Annotated in this window: 19 protein-coding genes; 8 read left to right on the top strand and 11 right to left on the bottom strand. The window is 61.3% G+C overall.

The genetic code is table 11. The features are described 5' to 3' along the window. The first annotated feature begins 577 nt into the window (after positions 1 to 577). Together GM668_RS01865 and GM668_RS01860 are read left to right on the top strand one after the other, a co-directional pair. Complete coding sequence (locus GM668_RS01865) at positions 578 to 817, top strand: DUF2442 domain-containing protein (protein ID WP_229498821.1); 240 nt, start codon at positions 578 to 580, stop codon at positions 815 to 817. 81 nt (positions 818 to 898) lie between these two features. Next, the gene (locus GM668_RS01860) at positions 899 to 1,702 is read left to right on the top strand and encodes a nuclear transport factor 2 family protein (protein WP_155437220.1); all 804 of its coding nucleotides are present in this window, start codon (positions 899 to 901) and stop codon (positions 1,700 to 1,702) included. 39 nt (positions 1,703 to 1,741) lie between these two features. Here the strand turns inward: GM668_RS01860 and GM668_RS01855 are convergent, their stop codons facing one another. Beyond that, the gene (locus tag GM668_RS01855; RefSeq protein WP_211923337.1) at positions 1,742 to 2,953 is read right to left on the bottom strand and encodes a right-handed parallel beta-helix repeat-containing protein; all 1,212 of its coding nucleotides are present in this window, start codon (positions 2,951 to 2,953) and stop codon (positions 1,742 to 1,744) included. A 347-nt stretch (positions 2,954 to 3,300) separates the two neighbouring features. Here GM668_RS01855 and lpxO point away from each other — a divergent pair, with 347 nt between their 5' ends. Then, the gene (gene lpxO, locus GM668_RS01850; protein WP_155437219.1) at positions 3,301 to 4,200 is read left to right on the top strand and encodes a lipid A hydroxylase LpxO; all 900 of its coding nucleotides are present in this window, start codon (positions 3,301 to 3,303) and stop codon (positions 4,198 to 4,200) included. Here lpxO and GM668_RS01845 read toward each other — a convergent pair. Beyond that, positions 4,187 to 4,498, bottom strand: coding sequence for a hypothetical protein (locus GM668_RS01845; RefSeq protein ID WP_155437218.1), 312 nt, complete (start codon positions 4,496 to 4,498; stop codon positions 4,187 to 4,189). The genes lpxO and GM668_RS01845 overlap by 14 nt on opposite strands. 35 nt (positions 4,499 to 4,533) lie before the next feature. Beyond that, positions 4,534 to 5,823 (bottom strand): NRAMP family divalent metal transporter, encoded by a 1,290-nt coding sequence (locus tag GM668_RS01840; protein ID WP_155437217.1) that lies wholly within the window; start codon positions 5,821 to 5,823, stop codon positions 4,534 to 4,536. 153 nt (positions 5,824 to 5,976) lie between these two features. Between GM668_RS01840 and GM668_RS01835 the strand changes: the two genes are divergently transcribed. Next, positions 5,977 to 7,695 carry a methyl-accepting chemotaxis protein gene (locus GM668_RS01835; protein WP_155437216.1) on the top strand — a complete coding sequence of 573 codons (1,719 nt, stop codon included), beginning with the start codon at positions 5,977 to 5,979 and terminating at the stop codon, positions 7,693 to 7,695. Here GM668_RS01835 and GM668_RS01830 read toward each other — a convergent pair whose 3' ends face one another. Then, positions 7,696 to 7,881: an oxidoreductase-like domain-containing protein gene (locus GM668_RS01830; protein WP_155437215.1), complete on the bottom strand. Its 186-nt coding sequence runs from the start codon at positions 7,879 to 7,881 to the stop codon at positions 7,696 to 7,698. Next, a complete protein-coding gene (locus GM668_RS01825; protein WP_229498819.1) occupies positions 7,878 to 10,988 on the bottom strand; it encodes a diguanylate cyclase domain-containing protein in 3,111 nt (1,036 codons plus the stop codon). Before GM668_RS01825 ends, GM668_RS01830 begins: the two co-directional genes overlap by 4 nt. 288 nt (positions 10,989 to 11,276) lie before the next feature. On the opposite strand from GM668_RS01825, the gene GM668_RS01820 reads away from it, so the two are divergent. The 3 genes from GM668_RS01820 to GM668_RS01810 all read left to right on the top strand — a co-directional run bounded on the left by GM668_RS01820 (position 11,277) and on the right by GM668_RS01810 (position 14,431). Then, positions 11,277 to 12,080 carry a glycosyltransferase family 2 protein gene (locus GM668_RS01820; RefSeq protein ID WP_211923336.1) on the top strand — a complete coding sequence of 268 codons (804 nt, stop codon included), beginning with the start codon at positions 11,277 to 11,279 and terminating at the stop codon, positions 12,078 to 12,080. Beyond that, on the top strand, positions 12,077 to 12,412 hold the full coding sequence (locus tag GM668_RS01815; protein ID WP_155437214.1) for a DUF2304 domain-containing protein: 336 nt from the start codon (positions 12,077 to 12,079) through the stop codon (positions 12,410 to 12,412). The genes GM668_RS01820 and GM668_RS01815 overlap by 4 nt, the downstream gene beginning before the upstream one ends. 243 nt (positions 12,413 to 12,655) lie before the next feature. Further along, positions 12,656 to 14,431, top strand: coding sequence for a DEAD/DEAH box helicase (locus tag GM668_RS01810; protein ID WP_229498817.1), 1,776 nt, complete (start codon positions 12,656 to 12,658; stop codon positions 14,429 to 14,431). Positions 14,432 to 14,545: 114 nt separating this feature from the next. On the opposite strand, the gene GM668_RS01805 is transcribed toward GM668_RS01810, so the two are convergent. The 4 genes from GM668_RS01805 to GM668_RS01790 are packed head-to-tail and all read right to left on the bottom strand — an operon-like array spanning position 14,546 to position 19,556. Continuing rightward, the gene (locus GM668_RS01805; protein ID WP_155437213.1) at positions 14,546 to 16,456 is read right to left on the bottom strand and encodes a glycosyltransferase family protein; all 1,911 of its coding nucleotides are present in this window, start codon (positions 16,454 to 16,456) and stop codon (positions 14,546 to 14,548) included. Positions 16,457 to 16,513: 57 nt separating this feature from the next. Further along, positions 16,514 to 16,855, bottom strand: a complete 342-nt coding sequence (locus GM668_RS01800) for an SMR family transporter (protein ID WP_155437212.1) — start codon at positions 16,853 to 16,855, stop codon at positions 16,514 to 16,516. Positions 16,856 to 16,867: 12 nt separating this feature from the next. Continuing rightward, complete coding sequence (locus GM668_RS01795; protein WP_155437211.1) at positions 16,868 to 18,328, bottom strand: UbiA family prenyltransferase; 1,461 nt, start codon at positions 18,326 to 18,328, stop codon at positions 16,868 to 16,870. A 19-nt stretch (positions 18,329 to 18,347) separates the two neighbouring features. Further along, positions 18,348 to 19,556 carry a right-handed parallel beta-helix repeat-containing protein gene (locus GM668_RS01790; RefSeq protein ID WP_155437210.1) on the bottom strand — a complete coding sequence of 403 codons (1,209 nt, stop codon included), beginning with the start codon at positions 19,554 to 19,556 and terminating at the stop codon, positions 18,348 to 18,350. 114 nt (positions 19,557 to 19,670) lie between these two features. Here GM668_RS01790 and GM668_RS01785 point away from each other — a divergent pair, with 114 nt between their 5' ends. Further along, positions 19,671 to 21,785, top strand: coding sequence for an ArnT family glycosyltransferase (locus GM668_RS01785; RefSeq protein WP_155437209.1), 2,115 nt, complete (start codon positions 19,671 to 19,673; stop codon positions 21,783 to 21,785). A gap of 45 nt (positions 21,786 to 21,830) precedes the next feature. On the opposite strand, the gene GM668_RS01780 is transcribed toward GM668_RS01785, so the two are convergent. Both GM668_RS01780 and GM668_RS01775 read right to left on the bottom strand, forming a co-directional pair. Further along, positions 21,831 to 22,244: a GtrA family protein gene (locus tag GM668_RS01780; RefSeq protein WP_229498815.1), complete on the bottom strand. Its 414-nt coding sequence runs from the start codon at positions 22,242 to 22,244 to the stop codon at positions 21,831 to 21,833. Then, positions 22,228 to 25,431, bottom strand: a complete 3,204-nt coding sequence (locus GM668_RS01775; protein WP_155437208.1) for a glycosyltransferase — start codon at positions 25,429 to 25,431, stop codon at positions 22,228 to 22,230. The genes GM668_RS01780 and GM668_RS01775 overlap by 17 nt, the downstream gene beginning before the upstream one ends.

Raw genomic sequence — 25,431 nt, 5'->3', positions numbered from 1 at the left:
CGTGAAAGCGTTGTTGAAGGTGTAGAGACTAGACGGCACCCACCTAAGGCGCAAGCTATGGTGAAGGCATAGTCCAGGGAGTGGCGAAAGCCACACAAACCAGAATCCGTTGGTGCCGTGTTCGACTCACGGGAGGCCTACCAAATACTGAAAAGCCCAGCCTTCATGGCTGGGCTTTTTGCATCTTTTTTCCAAAACGTGGAACTAAATCATCGGCAGGCAGTCAAAGTAATTGGTGCACGCGGAAACAGTGCATCATCCCGAGGGCGTAATGCCGGAATAGCGGCAATGTTGACCTTGGAATAAGAAAGTGACGCAGTTCAGGCTGCTCATTTTCCGTCACGGACGTGTGACGCCGGTGGCAGGAGTCACTGCTTGTAAAGAGTGGAGACGTCAAAATCCTTTGGTCGCGGATAATGCGCACACAACGGTTGGAAGGGCTCAGCCGCGCAGGCTGAGCTTCTTCTCACTTCGAAAGCAACGATGTCGCACGCGCATAAGGTACTCGACTTTTTGGAAGTCAATCATGGCAATTTCAAATATAGATTTCAAAGCAGCGAACCAGCGGGGGCGCGCGATGAAGCGCGCATTTCCTGCTGTGATAGACGTGCGCTATGACCGTCGCGTTTCCCGTATCGTTCTGTCTCTGGCCTCCGGTCTGCCGCTGCATTTTGCGCCCCGCGATGTGCCCGGCTTGCAGCATGCGCGACCAGCCGAGCTCGCTAACGCGCAACTGAGTCCTTCCTGCCTGGGTGTGCATTTTCCCCATATCGATACGGATGTATATTTGCCGGCCTTGCTGGACAGCTTCCTTTAGCAAGCCTTCACCCACCCTTCATCAACTCTTCATGTACCGAACCTAGACTGAAGCCTCCCTCAACCACACAGGAAGGCAACAATGAAAAAGGTTGGTACGCTGGCTGCATGCTCGGCCGTGGCAGCCATTGCGGCAGTTGCAGTATTCGCTGCGCCGCACGCGGCATCGGCAGATCCCACGGCGATTCAGGCGGAAATCAAGGCAGCCGATGCCGCGTACTGGAAAGCCTATAACAGCTGCGATTTCAGCGGACTCGATGCGCTGACGGCGGACGACGTGGAGTTTTATCATGACCTGGGCGGCATCACAAAAGGCCGCGCGGACTTGACGGGCGCTGTGCGCAACAATATTTGCGCGGACAAGGATGCCAGCGTCCGCCGCGATGCAGCGCCGGAGGAAACGCAGACGTTCCTGTTGCGCCGTGGTGACGAAGTGTACGCCGCGCTGGTCACGGGCCAGCACCACTTCTTCCGCGTCATGAAAGCCAACGGCGCCGCTGTGCCTACCGATAACGCACGCTTTTCCCAGCTGTGGATGAAGCAGGATAAAGGCTGGAAGCTGTCGCGCGTGATGAGCTACGACCACCAGCCAGTCGCTCAAGCCGGCGAGCGCAAAGCCATTCAATTGAGCGCGGCAGACCTGGACAGTTTTACCGGCCGCTATAACGCGAAGATCCAGCCGGTCCTGGTGTTCCAGCGCGCAGGCGGCAATTTGTCTGTGGAGGTGGGCGGCAATGCCGTGACGTTACACCCGATGTCCGCCACCAAATTCTTCATGAAAGAACGCGACATCGTGGTGGACTTCAAGACGGCTGCCAACGGCAAGTCGCCGGGCTTTGTCGTGCTGGAAAATGGCGCCCCCGTCGATGAGGGCGTGCGGCAATAACATCGAAGTGCGCCGCCGGGCAGGCGGCGCGCAGTGAATTCAGTTCTTCAGGATGTTATACCAGGGTTTCTTGCTCTCCTGGACAATCACCGTCTGGTAAGCCCCCACATCCAGCGCGCCAATCACAGGACGAGGCTCACCAGCCGCCACGTGCTTGTACTGGCGCGTCGGCACCAGCGAAATGCCGGATTCCAGCTTCGGCGGTTCTGCGCCGGCATTGATGACGCGGCGGTTGTCATTCGGGTGCAAGTCATACACGGCGCGGTTGACGAAGTCCGCTTCCGTGCCCTGGTAATTGGTGACCTGGGTCGCGCGCTGCTGGTTGGTGATATTCCCTTTGCCGGAGAAGAAGTTGTTCTGCAATAGCGCTGCCGCCGTGACCTTGTCGCCAATCAGCACGAACGTCCCAGCATGGGCATCGTTGATAAACGTGTTGTTGATGACATAAAGCTTGTCGCCAGGTTTGCCGGGCGCTTCCAGCCCATAGGCCAGCATGTTGCTATTGCTGTGCTCAGCCGGCTGCTGGATCACGTTGCCGATGATGTACGCATTGCCGCCATTCGAGATATCGATTTCATAGCTGGGTTTGCCCGCTGCCGTCGAACCCGTCTCACCCTTGTTGAGGCTGGAGAAGCGGTTGTACGCCACCATGTTGATTTGCGCACGCGACTTCAAATTGTGGCCGATGTGCGCATCATGCGAATAGTTGTGGCGGAATACGAGGCTGGCGACCTGGCCCACGTACACGTTGTGGCTATAACCGTCGCCATTGCCGTTGTGGCCGAATTCATTGAATTCCATCACGAGGCGGCTGGTCGGGGACGCGCCTGTCAGCACGCCATTTTCATTGTCGTGCAAGAAGCTATTGCGCAGCGTGAAGTTGTTACCCTCGACACGGATGGCCGCGCCGTTGCGGTCTGAGACGGCCGAACCAAACATTTCCACGTTGTCCACGGTGACATCGTTGCCGGTAATAACCCACGTCCCTTTGCCATCGGCGTTCTTGCCGCCAGCGTCAATTTTCGGGCGGCCGCGCACGCCTTTGATGGTGAGATTGCTGGCAGTAATGCGGCAAACGTCACCACGGTACGTTTGCGTCCCGTCGATTTCCACCGTGTCAAACGATTGCGCTTTGGTCAGCGCTTCGCAAGGCCGCGAATACGCCAGTCCTGGGCCAACCAGCAACGTTGCCGCAGAAGCGATTCCTGGCAAAGCAGTGGCAAGCAGCAGCGGCAAACGGAATCTGGTCACAATGGCCTCTCAATCTGTAAATTGCCAGATTGTAAGCCAGCTTACTGTTCAATAGGAATTCCCAGAGCCATGTGCGCCATAGAACATACACACGGACGCGGTGGCTCTACACTGGCCCCACGTTCCCCAACCATTGGAGGCCATCATGCGACTCCCCGGAGGCATGCAGCCGCGCCGCGGCCGCCACCTTGCCAGCGTGCTGGTGGTGTTGTTCTTGTTGATGCTGCTGTTAATGTTTATTCCATGGTGATAAGATTGACTTCCTGACATCACTATGGCAGTGATTTTGCGCGGCTACCCGCATTTGGCGGTATCATTACCGATTGCTCAAATGCTGGAGTGGTTTGATGAAGTTCGCGCTGGTTGCTATTTATTTGTTGTCTGTTTTTCATATTCACTTCCGTGGCCGGGTGCGCCTGCCGTTCATGCGGCAACTGTTCGACCATTCGTCGTTCATGGCGCCAATCAACTGGTTCATGCACACGTTTTCCCGCGTGCCATCGAAGCCTTATCTGCCGCTGGAACAGTTCAAGGAACTGGAACCACTGCAGCAAAATTGGGAAGTGATCCGTGCGGAAGCGGAAGCGTTGCGGAATTTGCAAAAAATTAAGGCAGCGGAACAGAATGACGATGCCGGCTTCAATTCCTTTTTCAAGAATGGCTGGAAGCGTTTTTACTTGAAATGGTATGACGCCAGCCATCCGTCGGCCGAACAACTGTGCCCGAAGACGTATGAGTTGTTGAAAAACATTCCGTCCGTGAAGGCGGCCATGTTTGCGGAATTGCCGCCGGGCGGCAAACTGAACCCGCACCGCGACCCGTTTGCCGGTTCGCTGCGCTATCACCTGGGCTTGGCCACACCGAACGATGACCGCTGCTTTATCGATGTCGATGGCGAGCGCCACAGCTGGCGCGATGGCCAGGGCGTGATGTTCGATGAGACGTATATCCACTGGGCCATCAACGGCAGTGACAGCAACCGCATCATCTTGTTCTGCGACGTCGAGCGGCCGATGCGTTTCGGCTGGGCGCAAGCCATCAACCGTTTCCTGGGCCGCACGATGATGACGGCAGCCAGCTCGCCCAATGAAACGGGCGACCAGACCGGCCTGGTCTCGAAGCTGTTCAAGATTTCGTTCTACATGGGCCAGTACCGCCGCCGCTTCAAGGCGTGGAACAAGACGGTCTACAAGATCACGAAATTCGGCCTGATCATTGGCTTGGCGGCTGCCATCATTTTCCTGTGATGCGGGCTTCTTCCGGCGTCAATATCCACACATTGAAAATCAAGCCGTCGCGGTCTTCCTCATAATTCACGACGATATTTTGCCCGCGCAGGCTGGCCGGCATTTCAATCAAGTTGTCCTGGTTGAAGATGCGCGCGCTGGGCGCCAGGCGGCGCGGTTTGCCATCGATGAAGATGTCGGGGGCGTAGGCCGGTGTCATCAATCCCCGCTTGGCGCCGGCGGGGAAGGGGCGGTCTGCCCAGGCGGGCAGGGCGGTGAGTAATGCCAGCGCGGCGGCAAGGGCGGAAAAGAGTCGCATCGCCCCAGCTTATCGAAGTCCGCTGCCCCCCGCAATTACTTCCCCGCCGTCATGAACATGGCTGCAACAGCGGCCGCCATCGCCACCGTGCACGCCCAGCCCAGCGCTTTCAGCCAGCCCGGCAGCATTTGCTGGCCCATCACGGAGCGCAGGCTGCCCAGGTGCATCATCACGGCCATCACGGGCACGGCAATGACGCCATTGATGACCGCGCTCCAGTACAGCGCCTTGATCGGGTCAAAATGCGCAAAGCCCAGCGCGACACCCGTCAACGTGGAGGCGGCAATGATGCCGTAAAACTTGCGTGCCGCGGATGGCGCCAGTTCCAGGCTGTTACGCCACTGGAAAGTCCCTGCCACGGCATACGCGGCGGAACCAGCCAGCACGGGGATTGCCAGCAAGCCCGTGCCGATTATCCCTGCCGTGAACAAGATGAACGCGAATTCACCCGCCACGGGACGCAGCGCGGAGGCCGCCTGCGCCGACGTGGCAATGTCGCGGATACCGTGCGTATGCAGCGTGATGGCCGTGGTCAGCATGATGCAAAACGCCACCAGGTTGGAAAAGCCCATGCCGATCAGCGTATCGAGCTTGATGCGGCGGTATTCCTGTTCCGCCTGCTCCGGCGCCCGCTTCAATGCTTCCGCCTGCGGGTCGGCATGCAACTCTTCCACTTCCTGCGACGACTGCCAGAAAAACATATACGGGCTGATCGTCGTGCCCAGCACGGCCACCACGGTGGTCAGCCAGGCGGGAGTCCAGTGCAGGCGGGGCAGCACGGTTTCATGCAGCACGTGCAGCCATGGCACGCGCACCACCAGCAGTGTCGCCACATACGCCAGCAGCGCCAGTGTCAGCCATTTCAAAATGCGCACATAACGCTGATACGGAATGAAAATCTGCAGCACCAGCGACAGCAGGCCAAAGCCGGCTGCATACAACGGCGCGGGGCCGCCTGCCAGCAATTGCACGGCCTGGCCCATGGCTGCCATGTCGGCAGCAATGTTGATGACATTGGCCACGACCAGCAACAGCACAATTGCATACAGCAGGGGCGCGGGGTAATGGCGCCGGATATTCGACGCCAGCCCGCGCCCCGTGACGCGGCCGATGCGGGCGCTGGTCATCTGGATGCCGACCATCAGTGGATACGTGAGCAGCACGGTCCACAGCATGCCGAAGCCGAATTGCGCACCGGCTTGTGAATAGGTAGCGATGCCGCTGGGGTCGTCGTCCGCCGCACCGGCAACCAGGCCGGGGCCCAGTTTGCTGGTCCACGAGCCGTGATCGGCGCCGGGCGATGATGTTTTTCGAGGTGGTGTCATGTCCATGGCAGCAATGTAGATGCCGCGTGCATGCTCGTCCGTTAAGGGCCGAACATTGTTGCGCCTGCGGTCTTGCTTTGTGTGCATCCGTGGCCCATGATGTAAGCCTGTAGTTGCCGTTCTGCATACTCATCCATACAACAAGGAGAGATAATGAAGTGGTTCTACAACTTGCGTATTGCAAGAAAGCTCAATCTCACCTTCGGGGTCGTACAGCTGCTGACCCTGTTCCTCGGCGTCAACGCCATCATGGCCATGAGCCGCATTCATAGTTCGTCGGAAGAACAGGCCACAGACTGGATGCCCAGCGTACAGTCCGCCATGGTCATGCGCACCAATGTGGGCGATTTCCGGCGCTGGGAATTGGCGCACATGCTGGCCGACAGTGATACCGCTTATGCCGAATATGAAAAGCGCATGGCCGCCACGCAGGCGGAACTGCAGCAGGGCATAACGAATTACACCAAACTGGTTTCCAACAAGGATGAACAGGGGCTGTATGACCAGTTCAAGAAAGCGTGGCAGGATTTCCTGGTGGAGCATGACAAGCTGGTTGCCTTGTCGCGCAAGGGCGCCAAGGATGAAGCGCGCGCCTTTGCCGCCGGTCCTTCCACGCAAAAGCTGGTGCAACTGACGGAAGCACTGGACAAGCTGGTCAAGCTGAATGCGGAAGGCGGCGATGCCGCCAACAAGGCAGCCGATACCGTGTTTGACCGTTCCATGTGGTCGATCGGCGCGCTGGTGGCGGCCAATATGGTCATCGGCATCATCATGCAATTGTGGCTGGCCAGTATCGTATCCAGGCCGCTGCAGGAAGCTGTGACCGTGGCGCGCCAGGTGGCCGCCGGCGATTTGACGGTGGCCATCGACGTCAAGAGCAAATGCGAAACGGGCGACTTGATGCAGGCGCTGAAAGACATGCTGGCCAGCCTGCAATCGCTGGTGGCCCAAGTGCGCACCGGTACCGATACGATTGCGACAGCGTCCACGCAAATCGCGTCGGGCAACCAGGATTTGTCGGCCCGTACGGAACAGCAGGCAGGTTCGCTGGAAGAAACCGCATCGTCGATGGAGCAACTGACGTCCACCGTCAAGCAAAACGCGGACAATGCACGCCAGGCCAACCAGCTGGCGCAGTCGGCATCCGGCATTGCCGTGAAAGGCGGCGATGTGGTCAGCCAGGTGGTGGGCACGATGGCATCGATTAACGAATCGTCGCGCAAGATTGTCGACATCATTGCCGTCATTGATGGCATCGCGTTCCAGACCAATATCCTTGCGCTCAATGCCGCCGTGGAAGCTGCGCGGGCCGGTGAACAGGGCCGGGGCTTTGCTGTCGTGGCGTCGGAAGTGCGGTCCCTGGCGCAACGCTCGGCGGCAGCGGCAAAAGACATCAAGACCCTGATCGGCGATTCCGTCGACAAGGTGGAAGCGGGGTCGAAACTGGTCGATGAAGCGGGCGCCACGATGAATGAAATCGTCGCCAGCATCACGCGCGTGACCGACATCATGTCGGAAATCACAACTGCCAGCCAGGAGCAGAGCGGCGGCATTGCGCAAGTCAATGAAGCCATTACACACATGGATCAATCGACGCAGCAAAATGCGGCGCTGGTGGAGCAGGCCGCTGCGGCGGCGGAAGCCATGATGGAACAGGCCGCGCATTTGAGCCAGGTGGTCAGTGCGTTCAAGCTTGATGCCGGTGCGATGGCTATAGGCGCGGTGCAGGCGCCTGCGCCGAAAGCAGCAGTAGCATCGGCGCGCGCAGTGGTGCTGGCCAAGCCGGACCCGAAACCTGTGCAACAGGCTGCGCGGCAGCCGGCCCGCAAGCGGGCCAATGCGCCGGTGGCCGATGAGTGGGAAGAGTTTTAATCAGGGCGCGGCATCAGGGTGCCGCGCCAACCAGGCCGCCAGCTCTTCGCGGTACTTGTACAGCGCCTCCGTATATAAATCCTCCACGCAGTATGCGCAGCCGCTATGGCAGCAATCGCCTTCCTGCGGCGGTACCGGTGGTTCGGGGCGGGGATCGGCGTCGGCCGGTGTCGGTTGAGTCGTCATGCTGCTTCTGCTTTATCCATGGCCAGCAACGCCTGGTTGCGGCCTTTTTGTTTTGCGCTGTATAGCGCTTCATCTGCCAGTTGCACCAGCATTTCCGGGCTGTTCGCATCGCCCGGCGCCAGCACGGCCACGCCGATACTGATGGTGACGACGCCAAACGGCGACGCCGCATGGGGCAGGGCCAGGCGCTGCAACTCCTTGCAAATGGCCGCTGCCGTGCCATATGCGTCGGCTGCATTGGTGCTGGCCGACAGTAGCACGAATTCTTCCCCGCCATAGCGCGCCACCAGGTCCGTTGTGCGGCGCCCGTGCGACGTGATCAAATCCGCCACCCGGCGCAGGCACGTGTCGCCCGCCTGGTGTCCATACAGGTCGTTGTATTTCTTGAAGTGGTCCACGTCCAGCAGCATCAGCGCCAGCGATTGTCCGGTGCGCGCGGCGCGCCGCCATTCGGCTGCCAGCGCCGTATCGAAGCCGCGCCGGTTGCCGACACCCGTCAAGCCATCCGTCGTGCTGAGCGCTTCCAGCTTGCGGTTCGACTCTTCCAGCTGCGCTGTGCGGGCCGCCACCAGCTGTTCCAGCAAGGTGCGCTGCAGCTTCAGGCGGCGGATGCGCCAGCGGTGCGCACAAATCAACGCGCCCAATATGGACACGCCGGCGGCCAGGCGGAACCACCAGCGCTTCCAGAATGGCGGCGTGATGGTAATGGACAAAGTGGCCGGCTGCTCGCTCCACACGCCCCGGTGGTTGGCGGCGCGCACGCGGAACGTGTAAGTGCCTGGATTGAGGTTGGTATAGCTGGCGCTGCGGTGCGCCGCATCCGCGTAGACCCAATCCGGATCGAAGCCCACCAGCTGGTATGCATAGCGGTTTTGCAGCGGTTCCGTGTAGTGCAGCGCGGCGAATTCAATGGAAAACACGGAGGCTTGCGACGACAGCGTCAGCGCGCGCGGCGCCGTCAGCGGGCCATCCAGCTTGATGCCTTCATCGCGGGCGCTGTCGCCCAGCGAGCGGTTGAATACGGTGACATCCGTGATCGCCACTTGCGGCGCCACCGACGTGCTGCGCACGGCTTCCGGCGTGACGGCGGTCATGCCATGCACACCGCCAAAATACAGCGTGCCATCCGGTGCACTGGCCACGGAATTGACGTTGTAGCCATCGGTCAGCCCGTCCGATGGCGTGTACAGCACGGACTGGCCGCTGGCCGGATCCAGCCGGTACAGCCCCGTGATCGTGCTGGCCCAGATATGGCCGGCGCGGTCGCTGCGTATGGCCAGCACCTTGGCGCTGCCAACCGCCTGCGCCCACGAGCGCAGCGTGAGTTTGCTACCGCCATTGCCGGCGCTGGTGGTCAGCTGGTTCAAGCCTTTGGCCGTGCCGACCCACAGCGCGCCGTGCGCATCTTCGTGCAGGCTCGAAACGTTATCATCCAGCAGCGACGCCGCATCGCCCGCCACATGGCGGAAGTGGCGGAAGCGGCCCGTGGCGGGATCGAGCATATCGAGGCCGCCGCCATTCCATTCCGAACCAGCCCACACGCGGCCGCTGCTGTCTTCCAGCACAGTGGACGTGCCATTGACGGCGCGGCTGTCTGGATCGGCCGCTTCATTGAAATACAGGCGATACTGGCCGCTGCGCATGTCATACCGCACCAGGCTGTTGCCGGTGCCCAGCCACAGCACGCCATGCTTGCCCGGCGCGATGGCGTTGATGTAATCGCTGGCGGTATTGCCGAAGCGGATCACTTGCACGCTGCCGTTGTGCAGGCGGTTCAGCCCGGTCGGCGTGCCCACCCACAGCGGACCCTCCGTTTCCTGGTACAGGCTGTAGACGATGCTGTTGCTGAGTTTGCCCTTCCGGCCCGGTTCGCCTTGCCACTGTTGCAGCACGGTGCGCGTGGCCGGGTCATACAAGCTCAGGCCCAGGTTGCCACCCAGCCAGACTTTGCCGCCAGGCGCCGGTGCCAGGCTCAGCAGGGCATTCGATGCGGCCTGGTCGCGGTGATCCAGTTTGTGCGGCACATGGCGGCGGAAACCGGCCGTATTCAAGTTGGCCAGGCTGACACCATCCGTAAACGACGCCACCCACAGCATGCCGCTGCGGTCTTGCATGATGGCGCGCAAGTTATTGCCGGGCAGCGAGTGCTGGTCGCCTGGCTGGTGCTGGTATTGGTCGAAGCGCTGCGCGGCTTCATTCCAGCGCAGCAAGCCTGCCGACAGCGTGGTGGCCCACAGCACGCCATCGCGGTCGATATAAAAGCCTGTAATGCGGGTGACAGGGGAGGCCGCCAACTGGCGCAGTTCCCATGCCTGGCGCGTATCCCACACAATGACGCCGGCTTCCGTGCCGATCCACAGCCGGTGCCGGCTGTCGAATTGCAGTGCGCGCACGATGTTGAGGCGGGTGTCCGGCTTGTCGGCGCGGTCCACTTTAAAGTGGCGGAAACCCGTGGCGCCGGGCGCCAGGTAATCGAGCCCGCCCGGCCACGTGCCGGCCCAGACGCCGCCCGCACTGTCGACTGCCAGCGCATTCAAGTCATTGCTGGCCAGGCTGCCTGCTTCCTGTGGATTGTGTTCATACGTGGCGGTAAATTTTCCCGCGGCGGGATCGAAATGCTGCAGGCCGCCCCAGGTCGCAACCCACATGCCGCCTTTGCCGTCCGATACGATGTTCTTGACGATGCCCTTGTTGGGCGGGCCGCCTTCCGGTAAAAACGGCGTGAAATCATTGCTTTCCGGGTTGTAGCGGACCAGGCCGTTTGACGTGCCGGCCCACAGGCGCCCCTGGTTATCCTCGTACAGCGCGGCGACGCGGTCATGCGGCAACGTGCCTTGCTTATCTTGCTGGTGCGCAAATTTGACGGCCTGATAACCGTTGTAGCGGTAGAGGCCATTGCTGTGCGTGCCGATCCAGACAAAACCTTGCTTGTCTTGCAATAATGCCAGCATCGATGGTTCATCATTGCCCAGCGCGCCCAGTTTGCGGAAACGCAGCGATGGCGCATCGGCGGCTGCATTGGAGGGGGGCGCCGCTGCCAGGGTGGGCATGGGGCCAGGGGCGGCAAAGGGCGTCGGCATCACTGCAGTCGTCAGGGGCAATGCCATGGCCAGGGCATGTGCGCAGCGCCGCAACAGGAGAAGGGTAGAGGGAATGGCCATCCCCGCAATTATACGTTGAGCAATATTCCCCTGGGAACCGTCGAGCGCGGGCACTAAGCCCTATTGCTGTGGACGTATGGTATCATCCGTCGACCGCCCATCAGTAGCGCCGCCATATGGTTCTGACCATATCTCGACCTGGTTTGCCGATCTTGACTTCTTCTGCAAATAAGGTCTACGGGGAATTTCCGGACTTCTATTACTTGGCACCTGCCCTCTTTGGCAGGCTACCTGTTGCGTGCTATTGCTAGCCGCGGATTATCAGGGCGCGACGGAGGCGGACGACTGCAACGCTGGGCCGCATGGCCGGTCAAGGCAAGGTGCAACTGGCGGTGTTGCCGAAGCGATGATATGGAGATCGAGATGGACAGTGTGTGGGTGATTATTCCTGCATTTAACGAAGAAATGGTAATTGCGGACGTCGTGCGTAAAGTACGCGCCCGGTTTCAGCATGTCATCATCATCGACGATGGCTCACGCGACGCCACGGCCGCGCGCGCACGCGAAGCCGGTGCGTGGGTGGTGCGCCATCCCATCAATTTGGGGCAGGGCGCAGCTTTGCAAACCGGCTTCAATTTTGCATTGAAAAAAAATGCTGAGTACGTGGCAACTTTTGACGCCGACGGCCAGCATGATATTGACGACGTGGTGCGCATGTTTGCCATTGCCCGCGAACATAACGTCCAGGTTGTGCTGGGAAGCCGCTTCCTGGGCCGGGCACAGGGCATTTCTGCCGGCCGCCGCCTGTTGTTGACCATGGCGACGGTCTTTACCCGCCTGACGACCGGCTTGAAATTGTCGGACGCCCACAATGGATTGCGCCTGATACGGCGCGACGCCGTGCAGGCGATCAAATTGACGCATAACCGTATGGCGCATGCCTCGGAGATATTGAACCAGGTGGCACGGCTGAAATTGAGCTACCGGGAGTGTGGCAATACCGTCACCTATACCGACTATTCCCGCGCCAAAGGACAGCGTGCTTCGAACGCTATCAATATTTTGGTGGATCTGTTTGCGGAAAGGTTATCCAAATGATCGTGCAGATATTGCTGTCGATAGCGCTGGCTTGCGCCTGGATTTATGTGCTGACCCAAGGGCGCTTTATCGCCAGTTTGCGCTTTGCATTATATGGCGTCATCGTCTGTGGGACGTACTTCGTGTGGTGGCCTGACGATTCGACCCGCCTGGCGCATATGCTGGGGGTAGGGCGTGGTGCAGACCTGGTGTTTTATGTATGGGTCGTGCTGTCTTTCGGCATATTTATCAATATTCATAGCAAATTGCGCCAAAACCAGCAGCAATTAACTGAATTGGCGCGGCATTTGGCCATTGACCGCGCTGAGCGGCCTGCAGACGACGCACGTTGATCGCTGCCATGGCGTTTTCGATGGAGGGTAAAGGCGCCGGTCCATCGAAAATGCTGTTTTCGTGTACAGTTGCCGGAAATTAGGGTATCGTTTAGGCCGCTGAATTTGTGTCCTTCCGCGCGGGCGCTCCGGCTGAGAGCCTGCATTTAGCGCACTTCCCGCCATTTCCCCGTATCCGGCGACGTCTGCCGGGGACGGTGAGTCCAGGCTTGTATCCCGCACGGAAACATTGTGAATAATTTTATGTCCGAACTCCAGAATACTTCCGCCGCACCTGCACCAGTTCCCGCACCGGCGCCAGAAACTGCGCCCTTGCCGGACATCGTTGAACCGGCTGTTGCGCCGGTTGCCACCGTGGCCCAGGCCGAACAGCCTGCCGCTGAGATTGTCGCCACTGCCGCGAGCGCCGTGCCGCAGGCAGTTGAGCCAGCTGCCGCCGCAGAGCCGGCCGCTGGCGCCGTTCCTGCGGCAGCGCCTGTTGAACCGCCTGTTGCCGCCGCACCGGTAGTCGCTGCGGCTGCCGCATCCGCCGTCGCCGCCCCGGCCACTGCCGCGCCTGTTGCCGCAGACGTTCCCGGCGCCGCGCCGGCGCAAGTGCGCTTTGCCGACTTCGGCCTGTCGCCAGACATCCAGCGCGCGCTGACGGCGCAGGGTTATGTCTATCCAACGCCGATCCAGGCGCAAGCGATCCCGATCGTGCTGAAAGGCCGCGACGTGATGGGCGCCGCGCAGACGGGTACCGGTAAAACCGCCGGCTTCTCGCTGCCGATCATTCAACTGTTGCTGGCGCATGCCAACAGCAGCATGTCGCCCGCGCGCCACCCGGTGCGTGCATTGATCCTGACGCCGACCCGCGAACTGGCGGTGCAAGTGGCGGAAAACGTGCAGGCGTATAGCCAGTTCACGCCGCTGCGCACGTGCGTCGTGTTTGGCGGCATGGACATGAAACCGCAAACGGAAGCGCTGCGCCGCGGCGTGGAAATCGTCATTGCGACACCGGGCCGTTTGCTGGATCACGTCGAGCAAAAAAACATCAGCCTGGCGCAAGTGCAGATGCTGGTGATGGATGAAGCAGACCGCATGCTGGACATGGGTTTCCTGCCCGACCTGCAGCGCATCATCAACCTGTTGCCCAAGCAGCGCCAGAACTTGATGTTCTCGGCCACGTTCTCGCCAGAGATCAAGAAGCTGGCCAACAGCTTCCTGACCGACCCGGTGACCGTGGAAGTCGCGCGCAGCAATGCGACGGCTGACCGCGTGACGCAAGTGGTGTACAAAGTCCAGGAAGACCATAAGCGCGACCTGGTGGCGCACTTGTTGCGCCAGCGTGAATTGAAACAGGTGATCGTGTTCTCGAACACGAAGATCGGTGCATCGCGCCTGGCGCGCGGCCTGGAACAAGAAGGCATGAAAGCGTCCGCCATCCACGGCGACAAGACGCAGCAAGAACGCATGGCCGCCCTGGAAGCGTTCAAGAAAGGCGAAATCGACATCCTCGTCGCCACCGACGTGGCGGCGCGCGGCCTCGATATTTCCGATTTGCCGTGCGTGATCAATTTCGACTTGCCGTATAACGCGGAAGACTATGTGCACCGTATCGGCCGTACGGGCCGCGCCGGCGCATCCGGCGATGCGATTTCGATTTATTCGGACAAGGACGAGCGCCTGCTGGCCGATATTGAAAAGCTGATCAAACAAACCATCCCGCGTGGTGATTTGTCCGGCTTTACGCCATCGTCGTCCCGCGTCGGCCGCGATGACCGCCATGGCGAACGCCGTGCCAGCGGCAGCAGTTCCGCACCGCGCCGCGAATTCGAAGGCCGTGGCGAGCGTGGCGACCAGCGCACCGGCGAGCGCCGTCCAGGCAGCCCGGTGCGCCGCGAAAAAGTCGATCCATGGTTCTTGAAGCCGTATGAACCAAGCAAGAGCAGTGCACAAGTGCAGGCTGCGCAGCCTGCGGCGCCAGCCAAGCCGAAGCGCCAGCTGGCCGCGCTATTGGGCGGTTTGCGTAAGCTGTAATTTCAAGGGGCCGCCAATGCGGCCCCTGTCGTTTTACGTTAAAAGGGCCGCTAATCAGCGGCCCTTTGCACAACAACCTGGGCCGGGCCGTTAGGCCGGACCCCTGCCTGTCAGTTAGCGCATGACGATCTCATTGAGGAAGAAGGCCAGTTGGCGCGGATCCTGTGCGCCCGGTGGTGGCGGCGGCAAATCATGTTCCAGTTCCAGCAGTACGGTATCGCCGGCGTTCTTATTGGCCGGGAGCGCAATGCTCCACGCCTTGTTCAGCCGCATCATACCCAGGTCCTTGCCATCGATTTTCACGCGCGTGTGCGTCAGGCTGCCCAGGTAATGGCCGCTGAACGAGACCTTGCGCAGCCTTAAGTTGGCTGGAATCACCAGGCGCAGCTGGGCTTTCGGGCTGATGGTCCAGGCGCCTTTCCACGTGCCAGGGCCTTCTTCCAGGTCGCCCCAGCCGCTGACCATCAAGTTCGGGCCCAGTTCGCGGAATTGCGCCATGCGCCAATGTCCGGAATTCGTGCCTTCCGGCTGGCATGTCACGGGACCATCGACATAGCTCCAGTCGCGGTACGTGTACGTGACCTGGTTGCCTGGGGCCAGTTCCTTGCCAGCGCCGCACAGATTGACTTCACCCAGCGGGTGGGCGCGGTTGTACACATGCTTGATCGGCGTGCCTGTGGCGGGGTAACGGTACACTTGCGCCGCGTCGATATATTCATCGTTGTGGTTGGCGCGCTCAACAAAAATTTCCGGTTCCGGGTGGTAGTGCTCGGGCCATTTTTCCAGCACCCATTCCGCCAGCGGACTGAATTCCGTGTATTTGTAGCTGATCACATAAGCCGTGCTGGCGGCCTGGGCCAGCAGGACGGCAGCGCACAGGGCAGCCGGCCAGCGTGGCGCCGTTTGCAGGCGCCACAGCAGGGCAAACAGCAGCGGCATGGCGGACCAGAATGCGTAGCGCATCACGCCGTGGGCATCGGAATTCCAGTTGAACACCGCCATCGCCGGAATGCACAGCAGCAGGGTGAAGGCAATGCAGCCAGCCAGGATGACGGCCTGGCGTCCGCCTTGTTGGCGCCAGCCCCACAGCAACAGCATGGCGGCCACGGCCGGGATACCCAGCAACATGCCCTGGTTCAAGTCAAAGAAGAACGATTGCAGGCGCGTGAAGCTGATGAATACGGATTCGGAATACAGTTTGGCGATAATGTTGGGCACGCCGAACTGGTACAGATTAAACAGCGGCGGCAAGGCCACCAGTGCGATACCGAGCGCCAGGCCGGCCAGCTGGCGCAGGCCGACCAGACGCTTGATGGCGGCCAGCAACGGTTCGCCGGCTGTACGCGCCACGCACAGGTGCAGCAGCGGTGCAAAGCCGAAGAAGAACAGGATGGTCGGGTTTTGCCACGCTGCCAGGCCGGCCACCAAGCCGCCCCACACGGGCGCCCCCGTCACATACAGGATCAGGCCGGCCAGTAGTAAAGAAGCGCTGACCATTTCCGGGCTGCTCCAGGCCCAATACTGGAAGCCGCCGCAGCCAATGAACAGGAGCAGGCCGAACCACGCCTTGCCGCTGCTGCCGAACAGGCGGTACAAGGCCAAGCCCAGCACAAACAGCGCGGCCAGGTTAACGGCCTGGAAGCATTTGAACGGATCCAGCCCCAAACGCGTCAATACCTTGTAGGGCAAGACCGCCAGGGCCGGATAGCCGAAGAAGTGCACCGAATACACGGCGTCGTGTTTACCGCGCACGAATGCGGCATAGACGTCTTGCTTGTTTTGGCGTATGTCCTGTTCGAGGATATTGAACACGTGCGCATGGTCGGGTGACAAGCGTTTGCCGGTTGCTATATCCGACAGGCGGATTTCCGGCGACTTGTGCTCGGACAGCGCGACCGTCACCAGCATGTATTCAACCACGTCGCCATGGTGCTGCGGCTTGCAGCTAAAAAACATGGCCGTAATCACAACCAGCAAACTCAGCACGAAGCTGCGGGGCTTGGCCAGTACAGAAAAAACAGTCAAATCAGACTCCGTAAAACGAGGGGATGGGTTCGCGGTCTGTCCGCGCAGCGCGCCCATTCAGCGCGCCAGCAAAAATGCGCCGGCGCCCACCAGCAAAATGCCGGCCAGCTTGGCGGCGGACATCGGCTCTTGCAAAGCCGCATAGCCGGTCACGGCCACCAGTGCCAGCGTGATGGCTGTCATCACGGGATAGGCGAGGCTGATCTGCAATTTTTGCAAGGCAATCGAATAGCAGATGAAGCCCAGGCCGTAGCTGGCGCACGCGCTGCCGAGCCAGGCCAGGCGCGCGATATTCCAGTCGCTGCCGGCCTGGCCGGACAATTTGATCAGGAAGGTGGACAAGGCGCTGGCCAGGGCCGCGCCGGCGCACCACAGGTAACCGGTAAAAGCAGGATTCATAAGGAATTCACGTTAAATGGCGGCCATGATGACCAGCAAGCCGCACAGGCCGATCAAGACCAGGCTGACTGGATCCTTGCTGACGTACAGCACCGGATCTTCGTTGACCTGGCCGCGGAATGCCAGCATCCACAGGCGGCCCAGCCAGAACACCAGCAGCGGCACAATGCCCAGCAACAGCGGGGGCGTATGGTAGCGGGCCAGCACGTCGTTGGAATTAAAGTACAGCATGAAAATCAGCACCGACAGGAAGCCGCTGTTTATCCCCATCATGGCGATCGGCGACTTGTCTTCCACCGTATAACCACGGCCGCTGGTTTTTTCCTTGCCGCGCCGTTTCAGGTTGTACAGTTCGCTGTAGCGCTTCAGCAGCGCCAGGCTGAGGAAAATGAAGAACGAGAATGCCAGCAGCCAGAACGACGGGACAATGCCGGTGGCGGCGGCGCCGCCCAGCACGCGAATCGTGTAGAGCAGCGACAGCGCGACGATGTCGACCATCATCACGCGCTTCAGGTGGAATGAATACGCTAACGTGCTGGCGAAGTACACCAGCACCACCAGCAGCAGCACGGGATCGAATACGGCGCACAGGACGATGGAGGCGGCCGCCAGCAGCGGACTGGTCACCATGGCCAGCGGCAGCGGCAGCTTGCCGGAGGCGATCGGACGCTTGCGCTTGGTCGGATGCAGCCGGTCATCCTGCGCATCGAGCGCGTCATTGAGCAGGTAAGCACTGGATGCGCACAGGGAAAACGCAACGAACGCCAGCATTGATTGCAGCAGGGTGTCGGCATGCAGCGCGTGGCCGGCCAGCATGGGCAGGAACACCAGCAGGTTTTTCAGCCACTGGCGCGGGCGCATGGCTTTGAACAGTGCGGCCAGTGGATGGCCACGGCGTTCGCCCATGCGTTCCGTGCTGCGGCCGTTTTCCAGCGTGAAGGGGCGATTGGTGACGGAGTAGGCGTGACGCGCTGCTTCCCACACCGGGATGTCGACTGTGGAATTGCCGATGTAGTCATAACCGCGTGCGCCATAGCGCTGCACCAGCACGCCAGCCTTGTTGCGGGACGTGAGGTTCAGCGCGCCATCGGTGGCGTGGACTTCATCGAAGACGCGCAAATGCGCGGCGATACCTTCGGCCAATGCGCGCTGGCTGCCGGTGGCCAGCACGATGCGGCGGCCATCGTCATATTGCGCGGAAATATCGGCCAGCAGCGTGCGGTCATAGGGCAGGGTGGCCGGGTTGGGCTGCACCCGTTCCGCGATCCTGGCTTTGAAGCCGGCCTTGCCCAGCAACAGCCACATGGGCAGGCGCCAGATTTGCCAGAAATGCATGCGCAGGAACAGCAGCAGCGATTCCCACAGCATATCGGTGTAAATCAGGGTGCCGTCCAGGTCGACGACCAGGGGCGGCTCGCTGGCGCGGCGGTTGCCGCGCCCGGCGGACGTCAAGAGTGGGGGGATGCCAGACATTACTTGCTACTTACATGAATTAGTTGATGCAATGATCGGTACTCTGCACCAGCGGGTTGATCTCAACATTATTTTGGAAATTGCGCCCCCATTTAACGGGCGCGAATTTCGGATCGCGCGACAGCGGGACCGATACCACGGACAAAATAGGCTTGAAGCATTTGACGGCGGCCTTGTTCCATTTTCCTTCAAAGAAATTGCCGCCAATATACATGGCCTGGCCGGTCTTACGGATGCCGGCGACATTCATGCCGATCAGGCCGCCGCGCACCGTGTTGCCGGTGACGGTGCCGCCAACCAGTTCCAGGTTTTCCGGATACCACGGGCGCGGGCCAATGTTAACGCCAAAATCGCACATGCCTGGCGCACAATCGATGATGTTGCCGGACACCGTGGTGTCGGTAAAATCGCCCGTGTCCAGCGAGTCCAGCATCAGGCCGGCAAAGGCTGGCATTTTTTCCTGGCGGATCACATTGTTTTCCACCACGGAGTGGCTGGAGCCAAAGAAGATCAGGCCGATGTCGCTGTTATCAGTAAAGCGGTTGCCGCGCACCACCGTGTGGTTCGACAAGTGCATTGACAGGCCGTCGGCCCATTCGAGCACGATGCGGCGGTTGCCGTTATTGATGAAGGCATTGTTTTCAATGGTCGCGTGGTCGCCCCACCATTCCATGCCCGTGCCGCACAATGCATTCATGGAGGCAGAATAGGTCATCGTGCAATTGGTGCAGTTTTTCATGCGTGCATTGAAGCCGTACGCATTGCCATGACCGCCTTTCAGGCATTGTTCATGGGCCGTTCCCGTCAGGCGGGCGGCGCGGTTGCCATCCAGCGTCACGTGATCCAGCGTAACATGGTTGACGTGCTGGTCGTCCGCACCCACCGATACCAGGCCATGCGGGGCGGAAAAGCCGGGGGCTGCTTTCAGCGTCGCGCATTCCGTGTCGAGCGTGCAAGTGGCATGGACGCCGGCCAAGCCCTGGGTGCGCAAAGTGAACGGGAACGTGATTTTCAATTGCTGGTCCAGCAAATACGTACCCTTTGGCAATTCCAGCGTGCCGCCGGCGCCAGCCTGGTTGATGCACGCCTGGATGGCTGCCGCTGCCGGCGCGGCGCCGGTCGCGTCAGCCTGTTGGCCGGGACAAACTTCCACTGCCAATGCATTGTGGCAAAGCAAGATCAACGGGAACCATGGCAGTTTTCGGGACAGTTTGTTCAGGATGTGCATCTCTTCCTTTCGGCGATTTTGAAAGCCAGTTCTGGTAAAATAGACAATTTTGGTGTCGGCTCGTGAAGCCGGGCATTCACCAATCAAGTGGTCTTGTTCTTAAAAAAGCAATCTATGATTTTACTACGTAATGCGAGCCGGTTCCACGCGGGCAAGGCGAACTATGGCCTGGCCGCTGCCATGGCATTGGCCATGATTTACTTAATTTCACGGGGTTTTGGCTTATATCCCGCCATCTTCGCGGACGAATGGCTGTACAGCAGTTCATCGCGCCTGATGCCGCTGGCGGAGTCGCTGTTGCCGTCGTATCTGTACCTGGCGCTGTATGGCCATACCAGCGCCTGCGGCACGGGTTTCCTGGAATGTGCGCGGATCTTGAACGTGGTGCTGTTTATCGGTTCCGCCCCGTTCCTGTATCTGGTGGCGCGCCGCCTGTGCAGCCCGCCCGTAGCGGCGCTGGTGGCCATGCTCAGCCTGCTGGGTCCGGTCAATTCCTACACCATGTATTTCATGCCGGAAGCGATGTATTTCTTCGGCTTTGTCGTGCTGTCGTGGATCGCGCTGAACTGGCACGATATGCCGCCGCTGCGCTACGGCCTGGTCATCGGCGCCGTGCTGGGCTTGATGAGCCTGGTGAAAATCCATGCGCTGTTCTTGTCGCCCGCGCTGGTCGGATTCTTGCTTTACCTGTGCTGGTCGCAATTCCGCGCTGACTGGCTGCGCCGCTTCATGACGATGGCGCCGTTGGCCGTGATGACGATGGCGGCAACCAAATTCCTGGTCGGCTACCTGTTGGCGGGCCAGGCCGGCACCACGCTGTTCGGCACGTTCTACGGCAACCAGGCCCATAGTAACGGTACGGCGGGCCGCCTGCTGCACATGGTGCCGGATGCTTTCATCAATTTCAGCGGCCATGCGCTGGCACTGGCGTTGCTGCTGGGCGTGGCCATTGCCTGCATGGTGCTGCAAGCCGCCAGCCCGGCTGTGCGCCAGGAAACCGCGCCGCCGCAGCGCTTGCTGCAAGCCTATGCGGTACTGACGCTGGGCGCCACGCTGGGCATGACTGTGATGTTTACCGCCAGCCAGGTGTACGAAGTCGGTCCTGCCGAGTTGATGCGCCTGCATTTGCGCTACTACAGCTTCGTCTTCCCCTTCCTGCTGATTGCCGCCGCCGCCACGCTGTCGGCGCAGGACCGCGACAGCAAACTGCAGCGCTGGCTGGTGGCGGCGCCGCTGGCGGCGCTGATCCTGTTCGGTATGTGGAAGCTCAATGCCTTGTACAAACCATTGATTTCGGATGGCCCGGAAATTTACGCGATGGCTCACCGCCGCGTCGGCTTCCTGGCGCTGGCGCTGGTGCATCTGGTGGTGCTGGGTGTCTGGGTGTGGCGCCGCCGCCTTGGGGTTGCGCTGTTCCTGTTCGGATTCTTGCCGCTGTTGCTCATCAAGTCTGAAGTGGATATGCGGGCCCATGCCAAATTGATGCGGCAGCCTAATATTGTCGACCAGGCTGGCGAAGCGGCGCACCACTATTTAACAAGAGAGCAATTGTCCAAGCTGGTGGTCGTGGGCGACATTGGTTCGGGTACGCCGCAGCGCGCGTTATTCCAGGTCGATGCGCCTGGCGCCGACTGGATCGCAATTCCACCGGATTCGCCGTTTGACAGCTCGGAAATTCCGCCGGGCCGCGACTGGGTACTGATCCTGGGTAACCATGCGTTGCAGCCGGAATTGAAACCCGTCCTTGCCAATGGCTACTATGCGCTGGTCAAGGCGGCAGGACTGGCCGGCAAGGTGTCGCCGGTGGCGATGCAGCAAGCGTCCGACAGCAGCAAGACCATCGGCCCGGATGCGCCGCCGGGCGAAGCGCTGACGGCGCGCGTGGAAGGCTTGTCCGGTTCGGAAAAGTGGGGCGCCTGGTCCGAGGCCAAGCACATCCGCTTCCAGTTCGACCAGCCGCTGCCGGCCAAGCTCAGTGTGACATTGAAAGGCAATGCGTTTGGCCCGAACATCGGCCGCGACTTTATCCTGGAAGTGGGCGGCCAACGCCAGCGCTTCAAGCTGACGGATCAGGCGGAGGAGCGTTTGCTGGTGTTTGATACCGATGGCACGGTGAAGAATATGACGATTGAAGTGCCGGAACCGGTCTCGCCGCTGGAACTGGGTTTCGGTCCGGATGGGCGCAAGCTGGGGATGGCGCTGCACACGTTGGCGATCGGCACGCGCTGATGCGCTGACGCGCTGACGCGTTGCAGCAGGCAGCCGCTTAAGCGATTAAGCCGGCTGCCGGAAAATCCAGAATTTCCCTAGCATGTAGCCGTTGACGGCAACCACGGGCAGCGAGATCAGCTTGCCGGCCAGTGCGCTGTGCAGCATCCAGTCGGTCAGCGCCACGATGCCGATGGTCAGCAGGTAATTGGCCGCCACCACACAGCCATAGCGCAGCGCGGAGCCGGCCGAGGCGCGGCCGCCAAATGTGACTTTCGCATGAAAGGCATAATTCACCAGCAAGCCTGCCAGGAAGCCGCCGGAAGCGGCGGCAACCGGCGCCAGGCCCCGGCTCAACAGCATTTGCATGGTGCCGATATCAATGGCGGCGCTCAGCACACCGCCCAGCACATACACGAGGAATTGCGGACGCAGCAGCGCGGACAGCTTATCCATGGCGATTTCACTGTGCTGCTTCATATTCTGGCTGCGCGGTGTGGCTGGCGGCGGCGTGGGCCGGTGAAATATCGCGGTACCAGTGCTGGCCAAACAGCGCCTGCTTGAACTGTTCCGCGCTGTCGTTCCAGGTCAGCCAGCGCATGCCGGTTGACGTTGGCGCTTCGCCCTTGGCGTACAGGTCGAGCCAGGCGCGCAGGCGGGTGGCCAGCGCTTCCGGCTCCTTGCCGCTGAAGTAAAACGCGTGTTCGCCCGCCACTTCCCGGAATACCGGCAAATCGCGCGCCACGATCGGCAGGCCGCGTTGCGCCGCTTCGATCAGCGGCAAGCCGAAGCCTTCGCCTTCCGATGGCGCCAGCAGCGCATTCGATGCGGCATACAGCTTGACCAGCATTTCATCGGATACGCCCGGCAGCCAGAACAGGCGCTTGCCATTTTCACCGTGGCTGCGCAAGCGCGTGGCCAGCGCGTCCGATTGCCAGCCTTGCTTGCCGACGATGACCAGGTTGGCCTGCACTCCCTGTTTCCACAGCACGTCGAACGCAGCCAGCGCCTGTGCGTGGGCTTTGCGCGGCTCCACCGTGCCGACCATGATGAAGGTCGGACGGCTGGCCAGCTGTTCCAGGATTTGTTCCGCGCCGGCCGGCAAGCCGGTCGATGGTGCGCTGTTTTCAATATCCGCGCCCAGGTGGAAGTAGCCCAGGTGCAGGCGGCTGGCGCGGTGCGCCGGATTGTCCGCCAGCCAGTCGCCCATTTCGTCAGCCACTGCGCGCGAAATGCACAGCAGGCCATTGGACAGCTGGGAAATCGTGTGCAGCCAGCGCGCGAAATCGGCTTCCGCGCCGAATGGGAAGCATTCGGGCCGCTGTACCGGCAGCAAGTCATACACGACGAAGTAAATGTGCGCGCCGCGGGTGCGGTAATCCTGCAGGATGTGGCGGTTGTTGTACGTCAGGTGCATCAGCAAGTCCAGGCCGACGAACATGTCGCCTTCGCGCACTTCGATCGGCGCGTCGTCCAGGTCGTGCACCGGGGTTTTCAGCTGCGACTGCATGTGGCGGCGCGCATAGCGGTATTGCTGGCCGCCGCCGGGGCTGTACACCGGTTCCACGCGGTAGCCGGCCGGCGGGTTGGCCAGCAGTGACTGCAGGATACTGCGCACTACGCGCTGGATACCGGTTTTCAGGTCGGTATGGACCATCGCGGAAATGTCCACGTACATCATGCGCGGCGGCGTGACCGGCAGGTTGCGGGCAATCGACTTGGCGGCCAGGATCAGGTCCGCTTCGCTCGGCTGGTGCACAGTTTCGACCGCATTGACAGCGTTCAGCAGACGCGCATAGGTGCGTTTCGGGCTGTGCTGCGCGTAGTGCTCGATGGCGTCGCGGTACAGTTCACCTACATGTTCCGGCGCATGCTCGGTGGCGATGAAGTGGGCGGCGGCTTGCGACAGCTGCTGGCGCAGCGCACTGTCGCCACGCAGGCGTTCCAGCGCGGCGCCCAGGTCGGCGGTGTCGAATTCATCGGCGAGCTTGACCAGCACCTGTTCCGGCAATTCCGCAATGGAGCCGTGCGCATTGACCACGGTCGGCAAACCGTGCAGCAGGCAGTCCAGCACGGCGGCCGACGTTTCGCCGCGCGTATTGCTGCGCAGCTGGACCGCGACGTCGCTGGCGGCCAGATACGCCTGGTACTGCTTGTGATCGACAAAGCCCGTCACGACGGGGCGGCGCGCCGGTTCGCGCACCGCGTTCAGGCGCGCCAGGAAGTCGCGGCCATAGGCGCCGGTGCCGGCATCGCCGACAAACACCAGGCGGCATTTGGCGTCCTGCGCCAGCGGCGAGGCCAGCCACGCGTCCAGCAATTTGTCATTGAGCTTGGTCGGGCCCAGCATGCCGAAGGTGCAGACCATGATATCGTCGTCGGCCAGGCCCAGCGCCTGGCGCGCGGCGCGGCGCGCTGCGGCGCGGTCGCCGGTTTCCGCATGGCCGCGCAGCAGGGGAATGGTGCGCCACTGCGCCGCCATGTCCGGGCCATACCATTCCGCTGCCAGCTTCCTTGGATAATCGGAGTGCACGATGACGCCTTCGGCCTGGTCCAGCACCATTTTATTGCCGGGGAACTTCCACACTGCCGCATTTTCACCGATGCGGTCGCGCTCCATGACGGCGCCAAAGCCGTGCGACGCGTACAGCGCATTTTGCAGCGCATCGGTCTTGTAGCCGGTGTGGTGCATGGTGTGCAGCACGTGGCCGAAATAAAAGTCGTGCAGCACGACGACGCCGGGATGGCGTTCCAGCATGTCGAACATGTGGCGGTGCATGACGGAATTGCCGAAGTGGTAGACCACGCGCTCGAATTCGTGCGCATGGGCGTCGAACCACGCCGGGTCGTGCAGCGCCAGGTTGGTCTTGACCCAGCCATCGGCCACGGCAGGCTGGTCGACGATCACGGTGATGTCGTAAAAGCGCGCCAGCTGTGGCAACAGTTCCGCGCTGTAGTCGGAGATGCCGGACTTTTCCGGCGGCAGCGGCGAGACATACGCCATGCGCGGACGCTGGGCACTGGCGGCCGGGCGGGCAGCGGCGTGGCGCTGCGCCAGCGCTTCGAAATGGCGCCACAGGGCGGCGGCATCCTGCATGTCGAGTACCGCCACGTCGGCGTCTGGCAGGCATTGCAGCAGGCGGGCGCGCACGTCCTGCGTCGGCGCCAGCAACTGGTGCGCGCTGGCCAGCGCGCCTTGCTGGTGTTCGTGCACCAGGCGCAAGTCCGGCGCGGTTGGCAGCGGGTATGCCAGTTCCGGCGCCGCCGTGCCGATCACGTAGGTATAGCTGTCGAACAGCGGGCTGGCCACGGCAATGGTCGGCAGGCCGGGCAGGTCGGCAATGTTCGGCGCGAATACCAGGTCGGCGTTTTGCGCGGCGAAGAAGGCTGCGCGCAATTGCTGCGACACCCCTTCCAGCCACGCGCGCGCACCCGGTTCCATGTCGGGCAATTCGGGCACGTCGTACACCAGTACGCGGCCGGCCGGCAGCACGCCGCTAAAGGTCGTGCGCAAATGGTCGATGCGGTCCGGCAGGCGGCCATTGAGCGCAATTTGCACGTGATGGGCGCCGGCCTGGCGCGCCAGGTTCAGCGCCAGGGCCAGCGTGGCGTCCATGCTGGCCGCGCTGCCGGTCTGGCAGCCCTGGAGGTCAATGATGATACGCAT

The sequence above is a fragment of the Pseudoduganella ginsengisoli genome (genome assembly GCF_009720865.1).
GTDB lineage: Bacteria > Pseudomonadota > Gammaproteobacteria > Burkholderiales > Burkholderiaceae_D > Rugamonas > Rugamonas ginsengisoli.
The sequence above is the reverse complement of the archived record's forward strand: the minus strand, read 5'-3'. Positions and strand labels throughout refer to the sequence as shown.